This window comes from Mycobacterium sp. NGS41 (genome assembly GCF_059812725.1).
Genome location: NZ_JCALDF010000008.1, coordinates 20,746 through 43,242, shown reverse-complemented (window position 1 = coordinate 43,242; position 22,497 = coordinate 20,746). Strand labels below are relative to the sequence as shown.

Below are 22,497 nucleotides of genomic sequence, written 5' to 3'. Positions count from 1 at the left end.
AAATTGCGCTATTGCGCTCGCACTGGGTCGCTGATCTCGACGGTCAGCCCCGGATGCGGGCTCAACGCGGCGAAGTTGGCCGCCCGGATGCGCTGAGCCGGGAGCCGCAACCTGGTCCGGGCGATGAGCCTTGCGAGCATCACGGTCATCTCGGTGGTGGCCATCATCGACCCGATGCACCGATGCAATCCTCCGCTGAACGGGATGAACTCGTGCGGCGCGGGCTTGCGGTACTCAGATGAATCCGGATCCCAGCGCTGCGGACGGAAGTCTGTTGGCTCAGGCCATAATTCGGGGAGTCGATGAGTGACGTATGCGCTGAATACCAGCAACCGCCCCGCCCGGATGCGATGCCCGTCGAACGAAAGGTCGCGCATCACCCTGCGAGCCGAGATAACACCCGGCGAGTACAACCGAAGCGTCTCGTGCACAACGCCATTGAGGTAGGTGAGCGCATCGAGGTCCTCGGCGGTCGGCGGTCTGTCGCCGATTACCCGCTTCACTTCGTCGGTCGCGGCGTCCCAGGCACCTGGCAGGGTCAACAGCGTGTACGTCGCCCAAGCCAGCGCGGCGCTGGTGGTCTCGTATCCGGCCGTGATCATCGAAATGACCTGATCGCGAATCTCGTTGTCGTCCAGTGCATAGCCTTCTTCGCCGCGTCCGTTGATCAGCATGGCCAGCATGCGGTCGTCGGGTCTGGGGTCGGATCGAGCATCGGCGATCTGAGCGTCGATGAGATCGTTGATGCGCGAACGGGCCGCCATCGCCCGTCGCCACGCCGGTGCGTTGAGCCGCCGCTGCAGCCGCATGACCTGCGGCAGTTGATGGGTCATGTCAAGCAAGGGCTGGAGGTGTTCGCCCAGGAAATCGGAATGGTCGGCCAGGCGCTGGCCGAACAGCGACTCGGCGGTGCTGCGCCGCACCGCGGAACGGAACTGCTGGTAGATGTCCAACCGTTGCCCGGGCTGCCAGCTGTCGATCATGGCGTCGATGTTGGACACCATGGTCTGCACGTAGTGCTGGATCTCGCGATGCCGTAGCGCCGGCGCCACCACGCTGCGGCGGCGCCGATGATCTTCCCCATCGCTGACGATCAGGGCCGTCGGCCCGTCCACGACAGCCAGGCTCTCGAACGTCTCCCGCCAGCTGAACGCATCGGCGTTGGCGAATACGAACTTATTCGCCTCGTCTCCCAGCAGATAGGTATAACCGTGTCGGCCGACTCCGGAATTGATCACCGCACCCCGGCGCCGATACAGTGCCAGCAGCGCCTCGCCGGGCCGGTAATGTACTGTCCTGTACGGTTTTTCCGCCATGGGTTCCTCCCCGCGCGGGTTGCATCTCGAAATCTTGACGACCGCGGCTCGACAGTACCTGACCGCCATATCGGCTGCTGCGGCGCGAAGTTAATTGATTTTGGCTGCTGGGGGAGTCATCATGGGCTTCGCGAGCACCTCGCTAGGTGATGCCTCTGCATGGGGCGTAGGTCGCTGACCCCCAACGGCGAAGACACCAGTGCACGCGAACAACTGCGACACCCGCGTGTGTCCTGGCGGCGAGGAGGTGAGGACCTGATGAGTCCGAGCGATAGTCCGTCTCCGAAATCCATATCGCTTACATCCGGCCCCCGCGTAGCCGCTTCACCTGTTTACCAGTAGCTGCTGCAGACATCGTCGCTGTGTGCGGGCCGGTCGCCCGAAAGATACGTCAGTGCCAACAGAAATAGGTGTTTATGGTGCACGACCGGCTCGACCGCCACATCATTGTCAGCGGTGACGACGCGCTGGCCACGACGATTGTCGAAGAGCTGAACAACGCCGGCGCGAGCATTGTCAGGCTCGCCGACGACGAGCTGGCCGACGCCGGGGTCGCCCATGCGCTCGCCGTCGTCTGCGCCGGCGCTGACGACGCGAAAAATCTCGAACTCGCTTTGCTGGCAAGGAAAGCCAACCCCCAGTTACGCGTGGTGGCTCGGCTGGCCAACGACGTGCTGCGCGGCGCGATGGCCGCCGACAACGGGCCGGGCGCGATCCTCGACGTCGCCGACCTCGCGGCTCCATCGGTCGTCGAAGCATGCCTGGCGAGCACAACACACCCATTCGAAGCGGCCGGCATCGAATTCGTCGTCTGGGGAACCGAGGCAACGCACGACGCGACGCTGCGCGAACTCTACGGCGACTTGGCGCCGGTGGCAGTGATCCAGGGCGAGAACTCCTCTGCCCCAGGCGATGTGGTGGCGTGTCCGGGCCGCGATCTGCGAGTGCATGTCGGTGACTGGACCGCAATGATCGGCACCGCCGACCAGTTGGCCGCATGCGGCGTCAAGGTCCCGCGGGCTGTTGCCACACGGGCAGGCCGAACCATGCTGCGGCGAGTGCTCGACGCCGCACGCACCGTGCGCCAAGACGTCAACCCCGCGTTTTATCCCGCGTCTGCGGTCGGGCTGATCCTGCTGATCGGCTCAACGATTTTGCTGCGCTTCAGTTACCTGCGCCATCCCGGGATCACGTGGCTCGACGCGCTGTACTTCAGCGCCGAGACGATCACCACGGTGGGCTACGGCGACTTCAGCTTTGCCCAGCAACCAACGTGGCTTCGACTGTTCAGCGTCATGTTGATGTTCGTCGGCATGACCACCACCGCGATCCTTGTCGCGTTCATCGCAGACTTACTGCTGTCCCGCCGGTTCACCCACTCGGCAGGACGTCGGCGCGTGCGTCATCTGCGCAACCACGTCATCGTCGTGGGACTGGGCTCGCTGGGCATCCGCGTCGTCAGCGACCTGACCGCAGCGGGATACGACGCAGCCGTGATCGAGAACGACGATGACAACCCCTTTCTGCCGTTGGCGGCTGAACTCGACGTACCGGTGATTTTCGGCGACGCAACGCTGCGGCAGACGCTGGAATCAGCGTGTATCGACCGCGCTCGCGCGGTGGCGGTGCTGACCCAGGACGACATGGTCAATATCGAGGCCGGGATCGTACTCAGTGAGATATACGGCCCCGAGGTGATGCCCGAACTGCAGCGGCCCGACGTGCCGATCGTGCTGCGGGTCTACGACCGTGAGCTCGGCTTTGCGGTGGCGCAGCGGTTCGGATTCGAAAATGTTCGGTCCACCGTCGAACTGGCTGCGCCGTGGTTCATCGGCGCCGCGATGGGCCTGCAGGTGCTGGGGACGTTTTCGGTCGGGCAGAGCTCGTTCATGATCGGCTCGATGTATGTGGAGGCGGGCAGCGAACTCGATGGGATGACGTTGTTCGAGATGTCCACCCACACCCGCGTCATCGCGATCACCCGTCACGACGCAGCGGTCAGGCTGCACCCACGCCGCGACGCTCGCCTGAGGGCCGGGGACACGGCATATCTCGTCGGACCGTACCGGCAGTTGCTGAACGCGTTGCTCAAGGGACAGTGTCCCAAGCAGAGCAGGGCACGCAGCGACTCATTCGAGCGCCTCCGAAAGCTCTAGCCAGCGGCCCTCCACCCCGGAGACCTCGTCTTCCAGGGCCCGCAACTCTTGGGTCAGCCGGGTAATGCCGACGTGGTCGGACTGGTCATGCTCGGCGAGTTCGGTGTGCTTGGCCGCGATTCGTTCGGCCAGCCGCGCCAGCTGGCGGTCGGCCGATGCCAGCTCCTTCTCGGCGGCACGTCGCTGTGCGCCGGTCATGGTCTGCGGCTGGGTTGCCGGACGCGGTGGTTCTGAAGTACGGGCGGTGTCAGCAGCGAGCCGAAGGTATTCGTCGATACCGCCGGGCAGATGCCGCAACCGGCCGTCGAGAATCGCGTACTGCTGGTCGGTGACGCGTTCGAGCAGATACCGGTCGTGGGATACGACGATCAGTGTGCCCGCCCAAGAGTCGAGCAAGTCCTCGGTGGCGGTCAGCATTTCGGTGTCGACGTCGTTGGTGGGCTCGTCGAGCAGCAGCACGTTGGGTTCCGACAGCAGGGTGAGCATGAGCTGCAACCGGCGCTTTTGACCGCCGGACAGTTCGCCGACCCGCGCAGACAGCTGGCCGCGGGCGAAGCCGAGACGTTCCAGCAGTTGAGCCGGGGTGACCTCGCGGCCGTCGACCTGGTAGCCGCTCCGTAACCGGCCCAGCACGTCGGCGATCCGGTCGCCGGCGAGCGCGGCCAGGTCATCGCCTTGCTGGTCGAGCACCGCCAGCCGGACGGTCTTGCCCCGCTTGACCCGGCCGGTGTCCGGCGCGATGGTGCCGGCGATCAACCCCAGCAGGGTGGACTTCCCGGCGCCGTTGGCACCGACGATGCCGGTGCGTTCGCCCGGGGCGATCCGCCATTCGACATCGCGCAGCACCGGCCGGCTCTCGAAGGTGACCGAGACGTCGAGCAGATCGATGACGTCCTTGCCTAGCCGGGCGGTTGCCAGCTTGGCCAGCTCGAGGGTGTTGCGCGGCGGAGGCACGTCGGCGATCAGCTGGTTGGCGGCCTCGATCCTGAACTTCGGTTTTGAGCTCCGCGCCGGTGGGCCACGGCGTAGCCAGGCCAGCTCCTTGCGCATCAGGTTTTGGCGCTTGGCTTCGGCCGCGGCGGCGAGCCGGTCCCGCTCGACACGCTGCAGCACATACGCCGCGTATCCGCCCTCGAACGGCTCGACAGTCCCGTCGTGCACTTCCCATGTCGTAGTGGCGACTTCGTCGAGGAACCAGCGGTCGTGGGTGACCAGCAGCAGCCCTCCGGTGTTGCGGGCCCAGCGTTGATTCAGATGGCGCGCCAGCCAGGTGATGCCTTCGATATCGAGGTGGTTGGTGGGCTCGTCGAGCGCAATCACATCCCATTCGCCGATGAGCAGCCGGGCCAGTTGGACCCGCCGCCGCTGACCGCCGCTGAGCGTGGAAATCTCTGCGCCCCAGGCGATATCGGATACCAGCCCATCGACCACGTCGCGTACGCGGGGGTCACTGGCCCACTGGTGTTCTGGCCGGTCGCCGACCAGCGTCCAGCCCACCGTATGGCTGGGATCGAGCGTGTCCGCCTGGCTCAGGGCGCTGACCCTCAGGCCGCTGCGCCGGGTGACCCGTCCGGAGTCCGGCCGCAGCTGACCGGTGAGCAGTCGCAGCAGGCTTGACTTGCCGTCGCCGTTTCGGCCCACGATGCCGATGCGCGCACCGTCGTTCACGCCGAGCGTGACCGACTGGAATACCACCTGAGTGGGATATGCCAGGTGTATGGCCTCGGCTCCGAGGAGGTGTGCCACCGCGCCAAAGTTACCGGCCGGTGCGGCTTGGCAAGTTGGGCGGTATTGGGGGCGGGCCGCCTCAAACGCTTCTCAAGCGTTGCTGTTTAAGCCAGACCCGGAGTCGACACATGGAGGTCGCCCCGCCGTAGTCGATTTTGGCAGAACTTGGATGCGCTGAAAAGTGGACGGCATTGATTCCGCCGGACCGGTCGGTGGAGTCGGGTATAATCGAACACATGTTCGAAGGAGTGTTTGTCCGGTCGCAAGCCTCTAGCGTCGCCGAGGTCGAAGAGGCCGTGGACGGGATCGGGCTGCGCACCCCGACCCCGGAATCTCGGTCATGGGTGCAACGCGTGGCGGCGGCATCCCGCGCGGAGAACCGGGCCGCGGCTGCGCAGTTGGTGGCGATCGGGGAGTTGTTCGCCTACCGGCTGTCCCAGAGCTCGGACACCGAGGACTGGGCCATCGACACCATGGAGGCGGTGGCCGCCGAGGTGGGCGCGGGGTTGCGGATCAGCCAGGGCATGGCCGCCAGCCGGATCCGCTACGCGCGAGCGATGCGCGAGAGGTTGCCCCAGACGGCTGCGGTGTTTGCCGCCGGGGATATCGATTATCGGGCATTTCAGACCATCGTGTATCGCACCGATTTGATCGAGGACACTGCGGTGTTGGCCCGGGTGGATGGGTTGGTGGCGGCCAACGTGACCCGGTGGCCCTCCATGACCAACGCCCGGCTGTCGGGCAAGGTCGATGCCGTCGTGGCCCGCGTAGATGCCGATGCGGTGCGCCGGCGCACCAAGGATCAGGGCGATCGCGAGATCTCGATCGGGGCGGATCAAGATGGCACCTCGGAGATCCGCGGCAGCCTGTTCACCTCCGATGCGCACGCGCTGGATAAGCGGCTGACGGCGTTGGCGGCCACCGTGTGTGAGCACGATCCGCGCACCGCGGTGCAGCGTCGCGCCGATGCGTTGGGGGCGTTGGCGGCCGGGGCTGATCGGCTGGGGTGTCGCTGCGGGCGTCGCGACTGTGCCGCCGGGAAGCGGCCGGCGGCTTCCCCGGTGGCGATTCATCTGATCGCCGAGCAGGCCACGATCGAGGGCCGCAGCGAGGCGCCGGGCTGGCAGGTCGGTGCCGATGGGCTGATTAGCCCCGAGCTGGTGGCCGAACTGGCCAAGTCGGCCACGCTGGTGCCGTTGCTTCATCCCGGTGATGCCCCACCTGAGCCCGGCTATGTCCCGTCGAAGGCGTTGGCCGATTTCGTGCGCTGCCGCGATCTGACCTGTCGCTGGCCGGGCTGCGATGTCCCCGCCACGCAGTGCGACATCGACCACTCGATCCCGCACGCCCAGGGTGGGCCCACGCATGCGGGCAACCTGAACTGCAAGTGCCGCACCCATCACCTGGTGAAAACGTTCTGGGGCTGGACGGAAAAGCAACTGCCCGACGGCACCCTGATCCTGACCTCACCCTCAGGCCAGACCCACGTCACCACCCCGGGCAGCGCGCTGCTGTTCCCCAGCCTGTGCCACGCCGTGGGCGGCATGCCCGCCCCCGAAACCGACACCACACCACCTGAGCCGTGCCCAGCGCGCACCGCGATGATGCCCAAACGTCGACGCACCCGCGCCAAAGAACGCGCCTACCGCATCGCCACCGAACGCCACCAAAACCACCAAGCCCGCCAAGCTCAAGCCCAAGCCGATACCCAACGCCTGCGGGCCAACCCGCCGCCGGGCTATAACCCCGACCCAGACGCACCCCCGCCATTCTGATTGCCGGGAAACGCCGCTACACAGAAGTGACGGCGAACAGCCGCCACTCGCCGGGCGGGCCCTTGAGCTCGTAACGGCCGCGCTCCTCGAACCCGAGACCTGAGCCGATCACAGCCGCATGCGATCCGCGATTCGGCGACTCGCAAGTCCTCGCTCAGCGCATCGCGCGTCTCCGAGAACATGGCGGAAGGGCAAGCCCGGCAGCATCGCGAAGCGGACAAAGCGACTCAAACCGCGAGGCTCGCAGATGTGCCATGATGACCACGCTGTCAAGGACTGCAGGGAGCACCAGGAGCAAGTAGTGGATCTCAATTTATCGGTGGTCACACGGCCCGTCGAGCGGCTGGTAGCTACGGCACAGAACGGCCTGGAAGTCCTGCGATTAGGGGGCTTGGAGACTGGCAGCGTCCCGTCGCCGTCTCAAACCGTCGAGAGCGTACCGATGTACAAGCTCAAGCGGTACTTCCCACCAGACAGCCGGCCCGGACAACAAAAGGTCGGCCCACCCGTGCTGATGGTGCACCCGATGATGATGTCGGCCGACATGTGGGACGTCACCCGCGAGGACGGCGCGGTGGGGATTCTGCACGCCCACCGACTGGATCCGTGGGTCATCGACTTCGGCTCACCCGACAAGGTCGAGGGAGGAATGCGTCGTAACCTGGCCGACCACATCGTGGCGCTCAGTCAGGCCATCGATACGGTCGGCGACGCCACCGGCCAGGACGTGCACCTCGTCGGTTACTCGCAGGGCGGCATGTGGTGCTATCAGGTCGCGGCCTACCGTCGCTCCAAGAAGCTCGCCAGCATTGTGGCGTTCGGCTCTCCGGTGGACACCCTGGCCGCATTGCCGATGGGCTTGCCGGCGAACATGGCACCCGCGATCGCAGATTTCATGGCCGACCACGTCTTCAACCGGTTGAATATCCCAAGCTGGATGGCGCGCACCGGGTTTCAGATGATGGATCCCCTCAAGACCGCCAAAGCCCGGGTCGACTTCGTGCGTCAGCTGCACGACCGTGAGGCCCTGCTGCCGCGCGAGCAGCAGCGCAGATTCCTGGAGCGCGAAGGCTGGATCGCCTGGTCCGGCCCGGCGATCTCCGAGCTGCTCAAGCAGTTCATCGCACACAACCGAATGATGACCGGCGGTTTCGCCATCAACGGCCAGATGGTCACGCTCACCGATATCAGCTGTCCGATACTGGCGTTCGTCGGCGAGGTCGACGACATCGGCCAGCCGGCGTCGGTGCGCGGTATCCGCCGGGCCGCGCCCAATGCCGAGGTATTCGAATACTCAATTCGCACAGGCCATTTCGGACTGGTAGTCGGATCCAGGGCGGCTAAGGAGAGCTGGCCGACGGTGGCGCAGTGGGTGCGTTGGGTCTCCACCGGCGGCGACAAGCCGGACAACATCGACCTGATGGCCGACCAACCGGAGGAGCACAACGACAGCGGGGTCGCATTCAGCTCCCGGCTCGCGCACGGTTTAGGAGAGGTCTCCGAGGCGGCGCTGGCCCTGGCCCGCGGCACTGCCGAGGCGGTCGTCGCTGCGAACAAATCCATGCGGACCCTCGCCGTGGAAACGGCCCGGACGTTGCCGCGACTGGCCCGGCTCGGACAGCTCAACGACCACACCCGCGTCTCGCTCGGCCGCATCATCGAGGAGCAGGCACACGACGCCCCACAGGGCGAATTCCTGTTGTTCGACGGGCGCGTACACACCTACGAGGCCGTGAACCGCCGGATTAACAACGTAGTTCGCGGTTTGATCGACGTCGGGGTGCGGCAAGGCGACCGGGTCGGTGTGCTGATGGAGACGCGGCCCAGTGCGCTGGTCGCGATCGCCGCGCTGTCTCGGCTCGGCGCGGTCGCGGTGGTGATGCGGCCCGATGCCGACCTGGCCGCAATGGTCCGGCTCGGGGGAGTCACCGAAATCCTGACCGACCCCACCAACCTCGATGCGGCCCGTCAGCAACCGGGACAGGTATTGGTGCTGGGCGGTGGTGAATCGCGCGATCTGCACTTGCCGAAAGACGCCTTGGAAGAGGGTCTAGTCATCGACATGGAGAAGATCGACCCCGACGCCGTCGAACTTCCGGCCTGGTACCGGCCCAACCCAGGGCTGGCGCGGGACCTGGCGGCGATTGCATTCACCACGGCCAGCGGCGAGCTGGTCGCCAAGCAGATCACCAACTACCGGTGGGCGGTGTCGGCCTTCGGCACCGCGTCAACCGCCTCGCTCGACCGCAAAGACACCGTGTACTGCTTGACGCCGCTGCACCACGAATCGGCGCTGCTGGTCAACCTGGGCGGCGCGGTCGTCGGCGGTACCCGCATCGCGTTGTCGCGGGGCCTGCAGCCGGACCGGTTTGTCCAGGAGATACGGCAATACGGCGTCACGGTCGTCTCCTACACGTGGGCCATGCTGCGCGAGGTTGTCGACGACCCCGCGTTTGTGCTGCAGGGCAATCACCCGGTGCGTCTTTTCATCGGCTCGGGTATGCCGACCGCTTTGTGGGAGCGGGTCGTCGAGGCGTTCGCGCCTGCTCACGTCGTCGAGTTCTTCGCCACCACCGACGGGCAGGCGGTGCTGGCCAACGTGTCCGGCGCCAAGGTCGGCAGCAAGGGTCGGCCGTTGCCGGGTGCGGGCCGTGTCGAGCTGGGCGCCTACGACGCCGAACACGACCTGATCCTGGAGGACGACCGCGGCTTCGTACAGGTCGCGGATGTCAACCAGATCGGTGTCCTGCTCGCGCAATCCAACGGGCCTATCGACCCAACCGCGTCGGTCAAGCGCGGCGTCTTCGCGCCCGCCGACACCTGGATATCGACGGAGTATCTGTTCCGCCGCGACGAGGACGGAGACTACTGGCTGGCAGGCAGGCGCGGTTCGGTCATCCACAGCAAGCGGGGGATGGTCTATGCCGAGCTGGTGACCGACGCGCTGGGCTGCATTAACGGGGTCGACCTGGCGGTGACCTATGGCGTGTCGGTGGGCACCCGTCAGCTGGCGGTTTCGGCGGTGGCACTGTTGCCGGGAGCCACCATCACGGCGGCAGGCGTGTCCGAAGCCATCGCCAACATGCCCGTCGGGCGCGGACCTGACATAGTGCACGTGGTGCCGGAACTGCCGCTCAGCCCGACCACCTACCGGCCGGACGTCAGTGCCCTGCGGGCAGCCGGCGTACCCAAAGCCGGACGGCAAGCGTGGTTCTTCGACGCGGACGGCAAGGAGTTCCGGCGGCTCACTCCGGCGGCGCGGTCAGAGCTGCTCGGAAGGCATCAGCACAGCGATGCTTGACGATTCACTTCTCAGCATTCTGGTGTGTCCGGCTGACCGGGGGCCGCTGGTGCTCGTCGACGACGCTGCCGGCGCAGTGCTTTACAACCCGCGGCTGCGGCGCGCCTACCGCATCGAGGACGACATTCCGGTGCTGCTGGTGGACGAGGCCCGCGACGTCGACGACGACGAGCATGCTCGCCTCATGGCGCAAGGCCGTCCGGCAGATCCCCGGTGAGGTAGCGCTGCAGGTTCGGCGCGATGGTTTGCACGATCTGCTCGGCCGACAGCGATGCGAACGGCTCTATTTTCACGATGTAGCGTGCCATTACCACGCCCATCAGTTGTGAGGCGACGAATTGCGTGCGGATCTTGCCCGTCCCCGGCGGATTGTCAACGCGCGAGCCCACTTCCACGCTGATGACCTCCTGCAGAAATGAACGCGCCAGACTGACCTCGGAGCCCGCTATCAACGACCGCAACGTGGCGATCAGCCCGGCGCCCAGCTCGGAATCCCACAGCGGCAGCAACAACGACGGCAGTTTGTAGCCGAGCTCCTCGACCGGCGTTTCGCGCATCGGCACAATCACTTCCATCGGATCGATCGGAAGCTGGATCGCGGCCGCAAAAAGCTGCTGCTTGGTTCCGAAGTAGTGATGCACCAGCGCGGCATCCACCCCGGCCCCGGCGGCCACGGCTCGGATCGAGGTCCGGTCGATGCCGTTGTGGGCGAACAGTTCTCGTGCACTGTCCAGAATGCGCTGCCGGGTATCGGAATTGCCGGCCGGGCGCCCCGGTCGCCTGCGGCTTGTTTTGGTACTCAACGGTTTACGGTGTCCGCCGGCGCAGCGTCGCAGCGGCCAGGCACAGCGACGCGAACGCGAAGCCCAGCACCACGACGATGTCGCGCACGGCGACATAGGTCAGTTCCGGATGTTTGCCCACCTCTTGCAGGGCCTCCAGTGCGTAGCTGGCCGGCATCGCGTTGCTGATCCATTGCATCCAGTGTGGCATCAGCGCACGCGGGACGATGATGCCGGCCAGCAGCAGCTGCGGCACCATCACCAACGGTATGAATTGCACGGCCTGAAACTCGGTGCGGGCGAAGGCGCTGCACAACAAGCCCAGCCCGACACCCAGGATCGCGTTGACGATGGCTATCACGAATACCCAGACGGGACTGCCGGCGGTGCTGAAGTCCAGGAGCCAAAACGAGACCAGGCAAGCCACAATGGCTTGTGCGGCCGCGGCGACCGAGAAGGCGGTCCCGTAGGCGAGCAGCAGGTCGGGCCGGCGCAACGGCGTGGTCAGGATGCGCTCCAAGGTTCCGGAGGCCCGTTCGCGCTGCATCGTTATCGACGTGATGATGAACATCACGAACAGCGGGAAAAGGCCCAGCAGGATCAGGCAGGCATTGTTGAACGGCGTCGGGGTGCCCGGGCGGTGCGGGGCATTCTGGAACATGAAATACATCAGCGTGATGACCACGACGGGCACCACCAGAATCATCGCGACGCTGCGATGATCGGCGGCCAGCTGACGCAGGATTCGTGTCGTGGTGGCCGCGTACGGCTTCAGTTGCCCGTAGAGCCCTACCCGGCCTGGCGCTCGGTGCTGCGTCGGATGATGGACAGAAACGCTTCCTCCAGTGACGTGCATCCTGTGTCCTCTCGTAGCTGGGTCGGGGTGGTGTGGGCGACGAGGTGGCCTTCACGCATCAGCAGCAGGTCACCGCAGTGGTCGGCTTCGTCCATCACGTGGCTGGAGACCAGTAGCGTGGTGCCGCCCTCGGCCAGGTCGGTGAATTGCTTCCAAAGGTCCACGCGCAGTACCGGATCCAGGCCTACGGTGGGTTCGTCGAGCACTAGCAGATCGGGCCGGCAGACCAATGCGCAGGCCAGCGACACCCTGGTGCGCTGACCGCCGGATAGATTGCTGCAGACCGCAGTTCGGTGATCGGTCAGGCCTACCCGATCGATGGCCTCGTCGGCCGCATCGCCGTCGAACCCGCAGAGCGAGGCGAAGTAGCGGACGTTGTCGACGATCCGCAAGTCGGGGTAAATGGTCGGATCTTGCGGAAGGTAGCCGACCCGATGGCGCAGATCCGCGGAACCGGCCGGGCGACCGAGCACCGTCACCGTGCCTGAGGCGACGATCTGAGTCCCGACGATGCTGCGGATCAGGGTGCTCTTGCCGCAACCGGACGGCCCGAGCAGGCCAGTGATGGCGCCCCGGGCGATGTCGACCGAGAAGTCGTGCAGCGCGGTGCGTTTGCCTCGGATCACCTTCAGGTGCTTGATGCTGACGGCGGAATCCGTGCCCGTTTTGAATAATTCATCAGACGATGAAGTCATCATGTGATGAATAATTGCCCGTTGACAGGCCGTTGTCAAGGGCCGGGCAGAATCTGTCCGGTGAGCGCCGCAGAACTCGATGTCGACCCGGTGGCCGCCGCGCATCGATTGCTCGGCGCCACCCTGGTTGGACGAGGCGTTCGCGCCACCGTCGTCGAGGTCGAGGCGTACGGCGGGGTGCCCGACGGGCCCTGGCCGGACGCCGCGGCTCACTCGTACCGGGGACGCAGCGGCCGCAACGCCGTCATGTTCGGGCCGTCGGGCCGCCTTTACACGTACCGCAGTCATGGCATCCATGTCTGCGCCAATGTCGCGTGCGGACCCGACGGCACCGCGGCCGCTGTCTTGCTGCGCGCCTGCGTCATCGAGGACGGCATTTTGGTCGCGCGTTCCCGGCGCGGGGAGTTGGTTCGTACCGCCGCATTGGCCCGAGGCCCGGGCAATCTCTGCTCAGCTTTAGGAATCACCATGAATGACAACGGGATTGACGTGTTCGATCCGGCCAGTCCCGTATCGCTTGAGCTCAACGATCCCGTTGCGGCGGTCGCGGGCCCGCGCGTCGGGATCAGCCAGGCCGCCGACCGGCCGTGGCGGTTGTGGCTCGCGGATCGGCCGGAGGTGTCTGCGTACCGGCGAAGTCCGCGAGCGCCGGCTCTCGGAACCAGCGACTAGAGTTCTGCGGGATGTCTGCTGAGTCTTCTGGGATCCTCGACGAGTTGAGCTGGCGCGGGCTGATCGCGCAGTCCACCGACCTCGAGGCGCTGGCGACCGAAGCCCAGCGCGGGCCCATGACGGTCTACGCCGGCTTCGATCCCACCGCGCCGAGCCTGCATGCCGGGCACTTGGTGCCGCTGCTGGCGTTGCGGCGGTTTCAGCGCGCCGGTCACCGTCCCATCGTGCTTGCCGGGGGCGCCACCGGCATGATCGGCGACCCGCGCGATATCGGCGAGCGCACCCTCAACCAGCTGGACACCGTGGCCGAATGGACCGATCGGATCCGCGGCCAGTTGGAGCGTTTCGTCGACTTTGACGGCTCGGCCACGGGGGCGATCGTCGAGAACAACCTCGAGTGGACGGGCGCCATGTCGGCCATCGAGTTCCTGCGCGACATCGGTAAGCACTTTTCGGTCAACGTGATGCTGGACCGCGACACGATCCGGCGACGCCTGGAGGGCGAAGGGATCTCCTACACCGAGTTCAGCTACATGCTGCTGCAAGCCAACGACTACGTCGAATTGCACCAGCGGCACGGCTGCACATTGCAGATCGGCGGCTCCGACCAGTGGGGCAACATCATTGCCGGCGTGCGCCTGGTCCGCCAGAAGCTCGGTGCCGCAGTGCATGCACTGACCGTCCCGCTGGTGACGGCGGCCGACGGCACCAAGTTCGGCAAGTCCACCGGCGGCGGCAGCTTGTGGTTGGACCCGCAGCTGACCAGCCCGTACGCCTGGTACCAGTACTTCGTCAACACCGCCGACGCCGACGTGATCCGCTACCTGCGGTGGTTCACCTTCCTGACGGCCGACGAGTTGGCCGAGCTGGAGCAGGCCACAGCGGAGCGCCCCCAGCAGCGGGCGGCCCAGCGCCGGCTCGCCACCGAGCTCACCGTGCTGGTGCACGGCGAAACCGCCACCGCAGCGGTCGAGCACGCCAGCCGGGCGCTGTTCGGGCAGGGTGAGCTGGGCCGTCTCGACGAGGAGACGTTGGGAGCGGCGCTGCGCGAGACGACGGTCGCCGAACTCAAGCCGGGCAGTCCCGACGGGATCGTCGACCTGTTGGTGGCCAGCGGCCTGTCTGAAAGCCGGAAAGCGGCGCGACGCACCATCGGCGAAGGCGGCGTCTCGGTCAACAACGTCCGCGTCCAGACCGATGAATGGTCCCCGCAAGCCTCCGACTTCCTGCATGGCCGCTGGCTGGTCCTGCGCCGCGGCAAACGCAACATCGCCGGGATCGAACGAGTCGACTAAGTCAGGCCGAAATTGTGGGTCCGTCCAAAGTGCCCGTAGCCTTGCACAGTGGTCGACGATAGGCGGGGTCGCGGCGGCGAGCGACGACCGCGCTCGGCATCCGGCAGCTGGTCCGGCCCGGGCCGGGCGCGCCCAGTGCAGCCCCAGAGGACTCCCGCCGATGACGACCGCGCAGCGGCCCCAGACCAGGAAGGGCCGCGAATCCCGCCGGGTGTGGACGCGCGGCAGCTGGCACCAGAAATCCGGCGCGAGCTGAGCACGCTGGGCCGTGCGACCGCTGAGGCGGTGGCTTGCCACCTGGTCGCGGCCGGCGATCTGATCGACGAGGACCCGGAAGCCGCCCTGAGCCACGCACGCGCGGCGCGGGCCCGGTCCAGCAGGATCGCTGCGGTCCGCGAAGCCGTCGGAATCGCCGCCTACCACTGCGGCGACTGGGCGCAGGCGCTGGCCGAATTGCGCGCGGCCCGCAGAATGGGCAGCAAGTCCGCCTTGCTGGCGCTGATTGCCGATTGCGAACGTGGTCTGGGCCGTCCGGAGCGGGCCATCGAACTGGCCCGCGGACCCGAAGCAGCCCAGCTCAGCGGCGACGACGCCGACGAGTTGCGCATCGTCGCCGCCGGCGCCCGGGCCGATCTAGGTCAGTTGGAACAGGCGCTGACGTTGTTGTCCACGCCGCAGCTGGACCCATCCCGCAGCGGCTCCACAGCCGCGCGGCTTTTCTACGCCTACGCCGACACGCTGCTGGCACTCGGGCGCCAAGACGAAGCGCTGCAATGGTTTTTGCGCGCGGCCGGCGCTGATGTCGAGGGCATCACCGACGCCGAAGAGCGGGTCAGCGAGCTCGGCTGACGTGAAAAGCATTGCGCAGGAATACGATTGCCTGCTAATAGATCTGGACGGCACGGTGTTTCGCGGCCATCAGCCCACCGACGGCGCGGTGCAGTCTTTGGCCGATGTGCGCAGCCGCAAGCTGTATGTCACCAATAACGCGTCGCGCAGCGCCGAAGAGGTCGCCGCGCATCTGAGCGAACTCGGGTTCACTGCCTCCGGTGACGACGTGGTCACCAGCGCGCAGAGCGCCGCCCACCTGCTGGCGGGTCAGCTGTCGCCGGGTTCGCGCGTGCTGATCGTGGGCACCGACGCATTGGCCGACGAGATTACGGCGGCGGGCCTGTGTCCGGTGCGCCGCGCCGACGACGATCCGGTTGCCGTGGTGCAGGGCCTCTCCAAGACCATCGGCTGGCCTGAGCTGGCCGAGGCCGCGCTGGCGATCCGGGCTGGTGCCGTGTGGGTGGCGGCCAACGTCGACCCGACCCTGCCCACCGAACGGGGCCTGCTGCCCGGAAACGGCTCTCTGGTCGCCGCGCTGCGGACCGCCACCGGTGCGGAGCCTCAGGTGGCGGGCAAGCCGGGGACGCAGCTGATGACAGATGCAGTGGGCCGCGGCGACTTCCGCGCGCCTTTGGTGGTCGGGGACAGGTTGGACACCGACATCGAAGGGGCTAACGCCGCCGGGCTGCCCAGCCTGATGGTGTTGACCGGGGTCAACAGTGCGCGCGATGCGGTGTACGCCGATCCCGCGCAGCGGCCGACTTACATCGGCCATGACCTGCGCTGCCTGCACCAGGACGCCGAGCTGCTCAAGGTGGGGCCGCAGGCAGGCTGGCAGGTCGACGTCGACGGGCAGGCTTTGACGGTCAGCGCGGACGGCGACGACGATGGTGACGGCTTGTCGATCGTGCGTGCCGTCGCCCATGCGGTATGGGACGGAGACCGAGGGCTAGACGTCCAGGCCGGCGACGATCGCGCGCACGACGCGCTGCGCCGCTGGTCCCTGGTGCACGACGACTAGCCGGTGACTAGCGTAGGAACGCAATGACTATCGATCCCGATCAGATCCGCGCCGAAATCGAGGCCCTGCTCGCTCAATTGCCCGACCCCGCCCACCCGGCCGACAACGGAGACGGGCCGTCTCTCGCCGAGCTCGAAGAGATCGCGCGCCGTCTTTCCGAAGCGCACGATGTGCTGCTGCGGGCCCTGGAGTCGGCGGAGAAGGGCTGAGTGCGCACGTGCCTCGGCGTGCCCGCGTCGATGCCGAACTGGTTCGGCGTGGCCTGGCGCGATCGCGTCAGCAGGCCGCGGAATTGATCGGTGCCGGCAAGGTGAGCATCGACGGCCTGCCTGCGGTCAAGCCGGGCACCGCCGTCGCCGTCACCGCGGCCCTCACCGTCGCCGACGACGGCGAACGCAGCTGGGTGTCCCGCGGCGCGCACAAACTCATCGGCGCGCTGGACACTTTCGGCGTTGCCGTCGACGGCCGGCGCTGCCTGGACGCCGGCGCCTCAACGGGTGGATTCACCGAGGTTCTGCTGGATCGCGGAGCCGCCGAGGTCGTCGCCGTCGATGTCGGGTACGGCCAGCTGGCCTGGTCGCTGCGCAGCGACTCGCGGGTGGTCGTCATCGAGCGGACCAACGTCCGCGAGCTGACGTCCGAGGCGATCGGCGGACCGGTCGACCTGGTGGTGGCGGACTTGTCGTTCATCTCGCTGGCCACCGTGTTGCCCGCGCTGGCTGGATGCGCTTTGCCTACCGCGGATATCGTTCCCATGGTGAAGCCGCAGTTTGAGGTGGGGAAGGGCCAGGTCGGTTCCGGCGGGGTGGTCCACGACGCGCAGTTGCGCGCCGGCTCGGTGCTGGCCGTCGCGCACCGCGCCGAGGAGCTGGGTTGGCACACCGTCGGTGTCACGGCCAGCCCGCTACCGGGGCCGTCGGGCAATGTCGAATACTTCCTGTGGCTGCGCGCCCAGACCGATCGGGCGCTCGTTGGCGACGGGCTGGCAGACGCGGTCCGCTGGGCCGTCGAGGAGGGCCCGCAATGACCGCTGAACGTACCGTGCTGCTGGTGGTGCACACCGGGCGCGACGAAGCCACCGATACCGCGCGCCGCGTCGAGAAAGTATTGGGCGACAAGGGGGTTGGGCTGCGCGTGCTGTCTGCCGAGGCGGTGGACCGGGGATCGCTGCACCTGGCTCCAAACGATATGCGCGCACTGGGCGTCGACATCGAGGTGGTTGACGCCGACCCGCACGCCGCCGAAGGCTGCGAACTGGTGATGGTGCTCGGCGGCGACGGCACCTTTTTGCGCGCCGCCGAGTTGGCCCGCAACGTGGGCATTCCGGTGCTGGGCGTCAACCTGGGCCGGATCGGCTTCTTGGCCGAGGCCGAGGCCGAGGCCATCGATCGCGTGCTGGAGCACATCATCGCGCGCGACTACCGGGTGGAGGAGCGTCTGACGCTCGACGTCGCGGTGCGTCACGCGGGCCGGGTCCTCGAGCACGGATGGGCGCTCAACGAAGCCAGCCTGGAAAAGGGGCCGCGGCTGGGTGTGCTTGGGGTGGTCGTCGAAATCGACGGCCGTCCGGTGTCGACATTCGGCTGCGACGGGGTGCTGGTGTCCACGCCGACCGGATCCACCGCCTACGCGTTCTCCGCGGGCGGTCCGGTGTTGTGGCCGGACCTCGAGGCGATCCTGGTGGTACCCAATAACGCGCACGCGCTGTTCGGCAGGCCCATGGTGACCAGTCCCGATGCCTGCATCGCGATCGAGATCGAGGCGACAGGTCACGACGCCCTGGTGTTCTGCGACGGCCGGCGCCAAATGCTGATACCGGCCGGCGGCCGACTCGAGGTGACCCGCTGCGGCACCCCGGTGAAATGGGCCCGGCTGGACAGCGCGCCGTTCACCGACCGCTTGGTGCGCAAGTTCCGGTTGCCGGTGACCGGTTGGCGCGGGAAGTAATGCTGACTGAGATCCGCATCGAGTCGCTGGGCGCCATCAGCATCGCGACCGCCGAGTTCGGTCGCGGCCTGACCGTGCTGACCGGCGAGACCGGCACCGGCAAGACCATGGTGGTAAGCGGCCTGCACCTGCTTGGCGGTGCCCGCGCGGACGCCACTCGGGTTCGGTCCGGAGCGGACCGCGCCGTCGTCGAAGGCCGTTTCACCACAACCGATCTCGACGACGCCGTGGCCGCGCAGCTGGACGCGATTCTGGACTCGTCGGGGGCGGAGCGCGACGAGGACGGCAGTGTGATCGCGCTGCGCTCGGTCAATCGCGACGGGCCTTCTCGTGCCTATCTCGGCGGTCGCAGTGTGCCCGCCAAGTCGCTGAGCGGTTTCACCACTGAGCTGCTCACCCTGCACGGGCAGAACGATCAGCTGCGGTTGATGCGGCCCGAGGAGCAGCGTGGGGCGCTGGACCGCTTCGCGGGCACGGGGCCGGCGGTGGAGCGCTACCGCAAGCTGCGTGATGCGTGGCTGTCGGCGCGCCGCGACCTCAGCGACCGGCGCAGCCGGACGCGGGAACTCGCTCAAGAGGCGGATCGGCTGAAATTCGCGCTCCACGAGATCGACACCGTCGACCCGCAACCCGGTGAGGACGACACGTTGATCGCCGACATCGTTCGGCTCTCCGAACTCGACACGCTGCGCGAGGCCGCGAACGGGGCCCGTCTGGCGCTGTCCGGAATGTCCGACGACACCGACGGGTTCGGTGCGGTCGAGAGCCTCGGGCGGGCCAGGTCCGCACTGGAATCGACCGACGATGCGACGTTGCAGGCGCTGGGCGGACAAATCGGCGAGGCGCTGACGGTGGTAGTCGACGTGGGCAGTGAACTCGGCGACTATCTGGAAGCGCTGCCGGCCGACGCCAGTGCGCTGGAATCCAAGCTGGCCCGGCAAGCCGAGCTGCGCACATTGACCCGCAAATACGCCGCCGACATTGACGGGGTGCTGCAGTGGGCAGCCGAGTCGCGGGACCGGCTGATCCAACTCGACGTCTCCGAAGAAGGGTTGGCGGGCCTGGAACGTCGGGTGGATGAGTTGGCACGCGAATTAGCGCAAGCCGCAGACGATCTCAGCAAGATGCGCCGCAAAGCCGCCAAGCGGCTGGCCAAAGAGGTGACCGCCGAGCTGTCCGCGCTGGCGATGGGCGATGCCGAATTCACCATAGGCGTCAGCACCGATCCGGCCGGCGTTGGTGATCCAGCCGATCCGGCCGCCCTGACCTTGCCCTCCGGCGAGGTGGCCCGGGCCGGCGGCGACGGGGTGGACCAGGTCGAGTTCGGCTTCGCCGCGCACCGCGGCATGACCGTACTGCCGCTGGCCAAGAGCGCCTCCGGTGGCGAATTGTCGCGGGTGATGCTGGCGCTTGAGGTGGTGCTGGCGGCTTCCCGGAAAAGTTCAGCCGGCACCACGATGGTGTTCGATGAGGTAGACGCCGGCGTCGGCGGCCGGGCGGCGGTACAGATCGGGCGGCGACTGGCCAGGCTGGCCCGCACCCAGCAGGTCATCGTGGTCACGCACTTGCCGCAGGTCGCGGCCTACGCCGATGTGCACTTGGTGGTGCATGCCGGGGCGAAGGGCGCCAGCGGGGTGCAGCGGGTGACCGACGACGACCGGGTGGCTGAGCTGGCCCGGATGATGGCCGGTCTCGGCGAGTCCGACAGCGGTCGCGCGCACGCCCGCGAACTGCTGGACACCGCCCAGAACGACATTTGATCTGCCGCGAGCGTGCGTGTCTGTACGCCGACACGCCGCAGAACGCGTACATCTGCGCACCCTCGTCGATGTCCGACAGATATCAAGCTGTTACTAATGTGACGCTAGATAACTTCTGAGGCAGATGTTACGGCGCGCCTCCCGTCTCCGGCCCCGCATCGCGGACAGAATCGCACCCCATGAGGATGTCCACGCTTCTGACTCGTAACAGCACCCGGCCAGGCCTAGTGGGTACCGCGCGGGTGGACAGGAATATCGACCGATTGCTGCGCAGGGTCTGCCCCGGCGACATCGTGGTCCTCGACATCCTGGACCTGGACCGCATTACCGCCGACGCGCTGGTGGAGGCTGACATCGCCGCCGTCGTCAACGCCTCGCCGTCCGTCTCGGGCCGCTACCCGAACCTGGGTCCGGAAGTGCTGGTCAACAACGGCGTAACGCTGATCGACGAGACCGGGCCGGACGTATTCAAGAAGGTCAAGGACGGCGCCAAGATCCGCCTGCACGAGGGTGGGGTCTACGCCGGCGACCGCCGCCTGATCCGCGGCACCGAACGCACCGACCACGACATCGCCGACCTGATGCGGGAAGCCAAGAGTGGGTTGTCCGCGCACCTGGAGGCTTTCGCCGGCAACACGATTGAGTTCATCAAAAGCGAAAGCCCGCTGTTGATCGACGGCATCGGCATCCCCGACATCGACGTCGACCTGCGGCGTCGGCACGTGGTGATCGTCGGCGACGAGCCCAGTGCGGCCGATGACGTGAAAGCCCTCAGGCCGTTCATCAAGGAGTACCAACCGGCGCTGGTGGGTGTCGGAACCGGCGCGGACGTGTTACGCAAGGCGGGTTATCGCCCGCAGATCATCGTCGGCGATCCCGACCAGATCAGCACCGAGGCCCTGAAGTGCGGTGCGCAGGTGGTATTGCCGGCCGACGCCGACGGCCACGCGCCCGGCCTGGAAAGAATCCAGGATCTCGGTGTCGGAGCGATGACCTTTCCGGCCGCCGGCTCGGCCGTTGACCTGGCCTTACTGCTGGCCGATCACCACGGCGCCGCACTGCTCGTCACCGCCGGTCACACGGCCAACATCGAGACCTTCTTCGATCGGAACCGGACCCAGAGCAACCCGTCCACCTTCCTCACCAGACTGCGGGTAGGGGAGAAGTTGGTGGACTCCCAGGCCGTCGCCACCCTGTATCGCAACCACATGTCCGGCGGCGCCATCGCGCTGTTGGCGCTGACAATGCTGATCGCGGTCATTGTCGCCCTCTGGGTGTCGCGCACCGACGCCACGGTGCTGCATTGGCTCGTCGAGTACTGGAACCATTTCTCCCAGTGGGTGCAGCACTTAATCTCCTAACTTCCGAACGGTGTTCTCATGATCTCGTTACGCCAACATGCGATCTCGATGGCCGCGGTCTTCCTCGCGCTGGCCATCGGGGTGGTCCTGGGTTCCGGCTTCCTGTCGGACACCCTGTTGTCCAGCCTGCGTGACGAGAAGCGCGACCTGCACACGCAGATCAACGGGCTCAACGACCAGAAGAATGCGCTGGCCGAGAAGCTCAGTGCGGCAAATAACTTCGATCGGCAGCTGGTCGGCCGGATAGTGCACGACGCGCTGGCGGGCAAGTCGATTGTTCTCTTCCGCACCCCGGACACAAAAGACGACGACATCGCCGCAGTGTCGAAAATCGTTGCCCAGGCGGGCGGGACGGTCACCGGCACGGTGTCGCTGACCCAGGAGTTCGTCGAGGCCAACTCGGCGGAAAAACTGCTTACCGTGGTGAACTCGTCGATTCTGCCGGCCGGCACACAGTTGAGCACGAAGTTGGTGGACCAGGGTTCGCAGGCCGGCGACCTGCTCGGCATCGCCCTGCTGATCAACAACAACCCCGCGGTACCCGGGGTCGACGAGGCGCAGCGCGCGACCGTGCTGGCGGCGCTGCGCGACACCGGTTTCATCACCTATCAGCCCAGCGACCACTTCGCTGCGGCGAACGCCGCCATCGTCGTCACCGGGGGCGGTCTTCCGGCGGATGCAGGTAATCAGGGAGCCAGCGTGGCACGGTTCGCCGCTGCGCTGGCGCCACACGGGTCCGGCACCGTGCTCGCCGGCCGGGACGGTTCGGCGACGGGCACCGCCGCGGTCGCGGTAACCCGCGCCGACGGTGGCATGGCCAGCACGGTCAGCACCGTCGACGACGTCCAATCCGAGCACGGGCGGATCACGGCGATCCTGGCCCTTCATGACTTGATCAACGGCGGCCACACCGGCCAGTACGGCACCGGACACGCGGCCACGTCGGTCACGGTGGCGAATTAGGGCCGCTTTACGGCCCCAGTAGCAGGCGGTATCCGTTT

At 66.9% G+C, this 22,497-nt stretch carries 19 protein-coding genes; 14 read left to right on the top strand and 5 right to left on the bottom strand.

Annotation, left to right across the window (positions count from 1 at the left end):
* Nucleotides 1-8 precede the first annotated feature (8 nt).
* Nucleotides 9-1,316, bottom strand: a complete 1,308-nt coding sequence (locus tag AC5Y21_RS10090) for a cytochrome P450 (RefSeq protein WP_499911877.1) — start codon at nt 1,314-1,316, stop codon at nt 9-11.
* A gap of 419 nt (nt 1,317-1,735) precedes the next feature.
* Between AC5Y21_RS10090 and AC5Y21_RS10085 the strand changes: the two genes are divergently transcribed.
* Nucleotides 1,736-3,472, top strand: a complete 1,737-nt coding sequence (locus AC5Y21_RS10085) for an NAD-binding protein (RefSeq protein ID WP_499911875.1) — start codon at nt 1,736-1,738, stop codon at nt 3,470-3,472.
* On the opposite strand, the gene AC5Y21_RS10080 is transcribed toward AC5Y21_RS10085, so the two are convergent.
* A complete protein-coding gene (locus tag AC5Y21_RS10080) occupies nt 3,446-5,218 on the bottom strand; it encodes an ABC-F family ATP-binding cassette domain-containing protein (protein WP_499911873.1) in 1,773 nt (590 codons plus the stop codon). The genes AC5Y21_RS10085 and AC5Y21_RS10080 overlap by 27 nt on opposite strands.
* Before the next feature lie 218 nt (nt 5,219-5,436).
* Here AC5Y21_RS10080 and AC5Y21_RS10075 point away from each other — a divergent pair, with 218 nt between their 5' ends.
* From AC5Y21_RS10075 to AC5Y21_RS10065, 3 genes are all read left to right on the top strand, one after another.
* Nucleotides 5,437-6,975: an HNH endonuclease signature motif containing protein gene (locus tag AC5Y21_RS10075; protein WP_499911871.1), complete on the top strand. Its 1,539-nt coding sequence runs from the start codon at nt 5,437-5,439 to the stop codon at nt 6,973-6,975.
* Between the two features lie 247 nt (nt 6,976-7,222).
* Nucleotides 7,223-10,276 carry an acyl-CoA synthetase gene (locus AC5Y21_RS10070; RefSeq protein WP_499911869.1) on the top strand — a complete coding sequence of 1,018 codons (3,054 nt, stop codon included), beginning with the start codon at nt 7,223-7,225 and terminating at the stop codon, nt 10,274-10,276.
* Complete coding sequence (locus AC5Y21_RS10065; RefSeq protein ID WP_499911867.1) at nt 10,269-10,493, top strand: Trm112 family protein; 225 nt, start codon at nt 10,269-10,271, stop codon at nt 10,491-10,493. Before AC5Y21_RS10070 ends, AC5Y21_RS10065 begins: the two co-directional genes overlap by 8 nt.
* Here the strand turns inward: AC5Y21_RS10065 and AC5Y21_RS10060 are convergent.
* Genes AC5Y21_RS10060 through AC5Y21_RS10050 form a run of 3 tightly spaced genes read right to left on the bottom strand, consistent with a single transcriptional unit; the run spans nt 10,459 to nt 12,612 of the window.
* The gene (locus AC5Y21_RS10060; protein ID WP_499911865.1) at nt 10,459-11,079 is read right to left on the bottom strand and encodes a TetR/AcrR family transcriptional regulator; all 621 of its coding nucleotides are present in this window, start codon (nt 11,077-11,079) and stop codon (nt 10,459-10,461) included. The two genes, AC5Y21_RS10065 and AC5Y21_RS10060, sit on opposite strands and share 35 nt — an antisense overlap.
* A gap of 4 nt (nt 11,080-11,083) precedes the next feature.
* Nucleotides 11,084-11,914 carry an ABC transporter permease gene (locus tag AC5Y21_RS10055; RefSeq protein WP_499911864.1) on the bottom strand — a complete coding sequence of 277 codons (831 nt, stop codon included), beginning with the start codon at nt 11,912-11,914 and terminating at the stop codon, nt 11,084-11,086.
* Complete coding sequence (locus AC5Y21_RS10050; RefSeq protein WP_499911862.1) at nt 11,848-12,612, bottom strand: ABC transporter ATP-binding protein; 765 nt, start codon at nt 12,610-12,612, stop codon at nt 11,848-11,850. Before AC5Y21_RS10050 ends, AC5Y21_RS10055 begins: the two co-directional genes overlap by 67 nt.
* A 57-nt stretch (nt 12,613-12,669) precedes the next feature.
* Here AC5Y21_RS10050 and AC5Y21_RS10045 point away from each other — a divergent pair, with 57 nt between their 5' ends.
* The 10 genes from AC5Y21_RS10045 (at nt 12,670) to AC5Y21_RS10000 (ending at nt 22,459) form a co-directional block, all read left to right on the top strand.
* Complete coding sequence (locus tag AC5Y21_RS10045; RefSeq protein ID WP_499911860.1) at nt 12,670-13,281, top strand: DNA-3-methyladenine glycosylase; 612 nt, start codon at nt 12,670-12,672, stop codon at nt 13,279-13,281.
* An 11-nt stretch (nt 13,282-13,292) separates the two neighbouring features.
* Nucleotides 13,293-14,576 (top strand): tyrosine--tRNA ligase, encoded by a 1,284-nt coding sequence (gene tyrS, locus AC5Y21_RS10040; protein WP_499911859.1) that lies wholly within the window; start codon nt 13,293-13,295, stop codon nt 14,574-14,576.
* 48 nt (nt 14,577-14,624) lie between these two features.
* A complete protein-coding gene (locus tag AC5Y21_RS10035) occupies nt 14,625-15,425 on the top strand; it encodes a tetratricopeptide repeat protein (RefSeq protein ID WP_499911858.1) in 801 nt (266 codons plus the stop codon).
* A 1-nt stretch (nt 15,426) separates the two neighbouring features.
* Complete coding sequence (locus AC5Y21_RS10030) at nt 15,427-16,428, top strand: HAD-IIA family hydrolase (RefSeq protein ID WP_499911856.1); 1,002 nt, start codon at nt 15,427-15,429, stop codon at nt 16,426-16,428.
* 23 nt (nt 16,429-16,451) lie between these two features.
* Nucleotides 16,452-16,637, top strand: coding sequence for a hypothetical protein (locus tag AC5Y21_RS10025; protein WP_499911854.1), 186 nt, complete (start codon nt 16,452-16,454; stop codon nt 16,635-16,637).
* 8 nt (nt 16,638-16,645) lie between these two features.
* Complete coding sequence (locus AC5Y21_RS10020) at nt 16,646-17,455, top strand: TlyA family RNA methyltransferase (protein WP_499911852.1); 810 nt, start codon at nt 16,646-16,648, stop codon at nt 17,453-17,455.
* Nucleotides 17,452-18,375, top strand: coding sequence for an NAD kinase (locus AC5Y21_RS10015; RefSeq protein WP_499911850.1), 924 nt, complete (start codon nt 17,452-17,454; stop codon nt 18,373-18,375). The genes AC5Y21_RS10020 and AC5Y21_RS10015 overlap by 4 nt, the downstream gene beginning before the upstream one ends.
* The gene (gene recN, locus AC5Y21_RS10010; RefSeq protein WP_499911848.1) at nt 18,375-20,135 is read left to right on the top strand and encodes a DNA repair protein RecN; all 1,761 of its coding nucleotides are present in this window, start codon (nt 18,375-18,377) and stop codon (nt 20,133-20,135) included. The genes AC5Y21_RS10015 and recN overlap by 1 nt, the downstream gene beginning before the upstream one ends.
* A gap of 179 nt (nt 20,136-20,314) precedes the next feature.
* A complete protein-coding gene (gene steA / locus AC5Y21_RS10005) occupies nt 20,315-21,496 on the top strand; it encodes a putative cytokinetic ring protein SteA (RefSeq protein ID WP_499911846.1) in 1,182 nt (393 codons plus the stop codon).
* Between the two features lie 18 nt (nt 21,497-21,514).
* A complete protein-coding gene (locus tag AC5Y21_RS10000) occupies nt 21,515-22,459 on the top strand; it encodes a copper transporter (RefSeq protein ID WP_499911845.1) in 945 nt (314 codons plus the stop codon).
* Nucleotides 22,460-22,497 lie beyond the last annotated feature (38 nt).

What these genes read in the sequence shown, in the direction of transcription:
- AC5Y21_RS10090 (WP_499911877.1), bottom strand. Translation starts at nt 1,316, where the DNA reads ATGGCGGAAAAACCGTACAGGACAGTACATTACCGGCCCGGCGAGGCG.
- AC5Y21_RS10075 (WP_499911871.1), top strand. Translation starts at nt 5,437, where the DNA reads ATGTTCGAAGGAGTGTTTGTCCGGTCGCAAGCCTCTAGCGTCGCCGAG.
- AC5Y21_RS10070 (WP_499911869.1), top strand. Translation starts at nt 7,223, where the DNA reads ATGTGCCATGATGACCACGCTGTCAAGGACTGCAGGGAGCACCAGGAG.
- AC5Y21_RS10065 (WP_499911867.1), top strand. Translation starts at nt 10,269, where the DNA reads ATGCTTGACGATTCACTTCTCAGCATTCTGGTGTGTCCGGCTGACCGG.
- AC5Y21_RS10055 (WP_499911864.1), bottom strand. Translation starts at nt 11,914, where the DNA reads ATGCACGTCACTGGAGGAAGCGTTTCTGTCCATCATCCGACGCAGCAC.
- AC5Y21_RS10050 (WP_499911862.1), bottom strand. Translation starts at nt 12,612, where the DNA reads ATGATGACTTCATCGTCTGATGAATTATTCAAAACGGGCACGGATTCC.
- tyrS (WP_499911859.1), top strand. Translation starts at nt 13,293, where the DNA reads ATGTCTGCTGAGTCTTCTGGGATCCTCGACGAGTTGAGCTGGCGCGGG.
- AC5Y21_RS10025 (WP_499911854.1), top strand. Translation starts at nt 16,452, where the DNA reads ATGACTATCGATCCCGATCAGATCCGCGCCGAAATCGAGGCCCTGCTC.
- AC5Y21_RS10015 (WP_499911850.1), top strand. Translation starts at nt 17,452, where the DNA reads ATGACCGCTGAACGTACCGTGCTGCTGGTGGTGCACACCGGGCGCGAC.
- recN (WP_499911848.1), top strand. Translation starts at nt 18,375, where the DNA reads ATGCTGACTGAGATCCGCATCGAGTCGCTGGGCGCCATCAGCATCGCG.
- steA (WP_499911846.1), top strand. Translation starts at nt 20,315, where the DNA reads ATGAGGATGTCCACGCTTCTGACTCGTAACAGCACCCGGCCAGGCCTA.
- AC5Y21_RS10000 (WP_499911845.1), top strand. Translation starts at nt 21,515, where the DNA reads ATGATCTCGTTACGCCAACATGCGATCTCGATGGCCGCGGTCTTCCTC.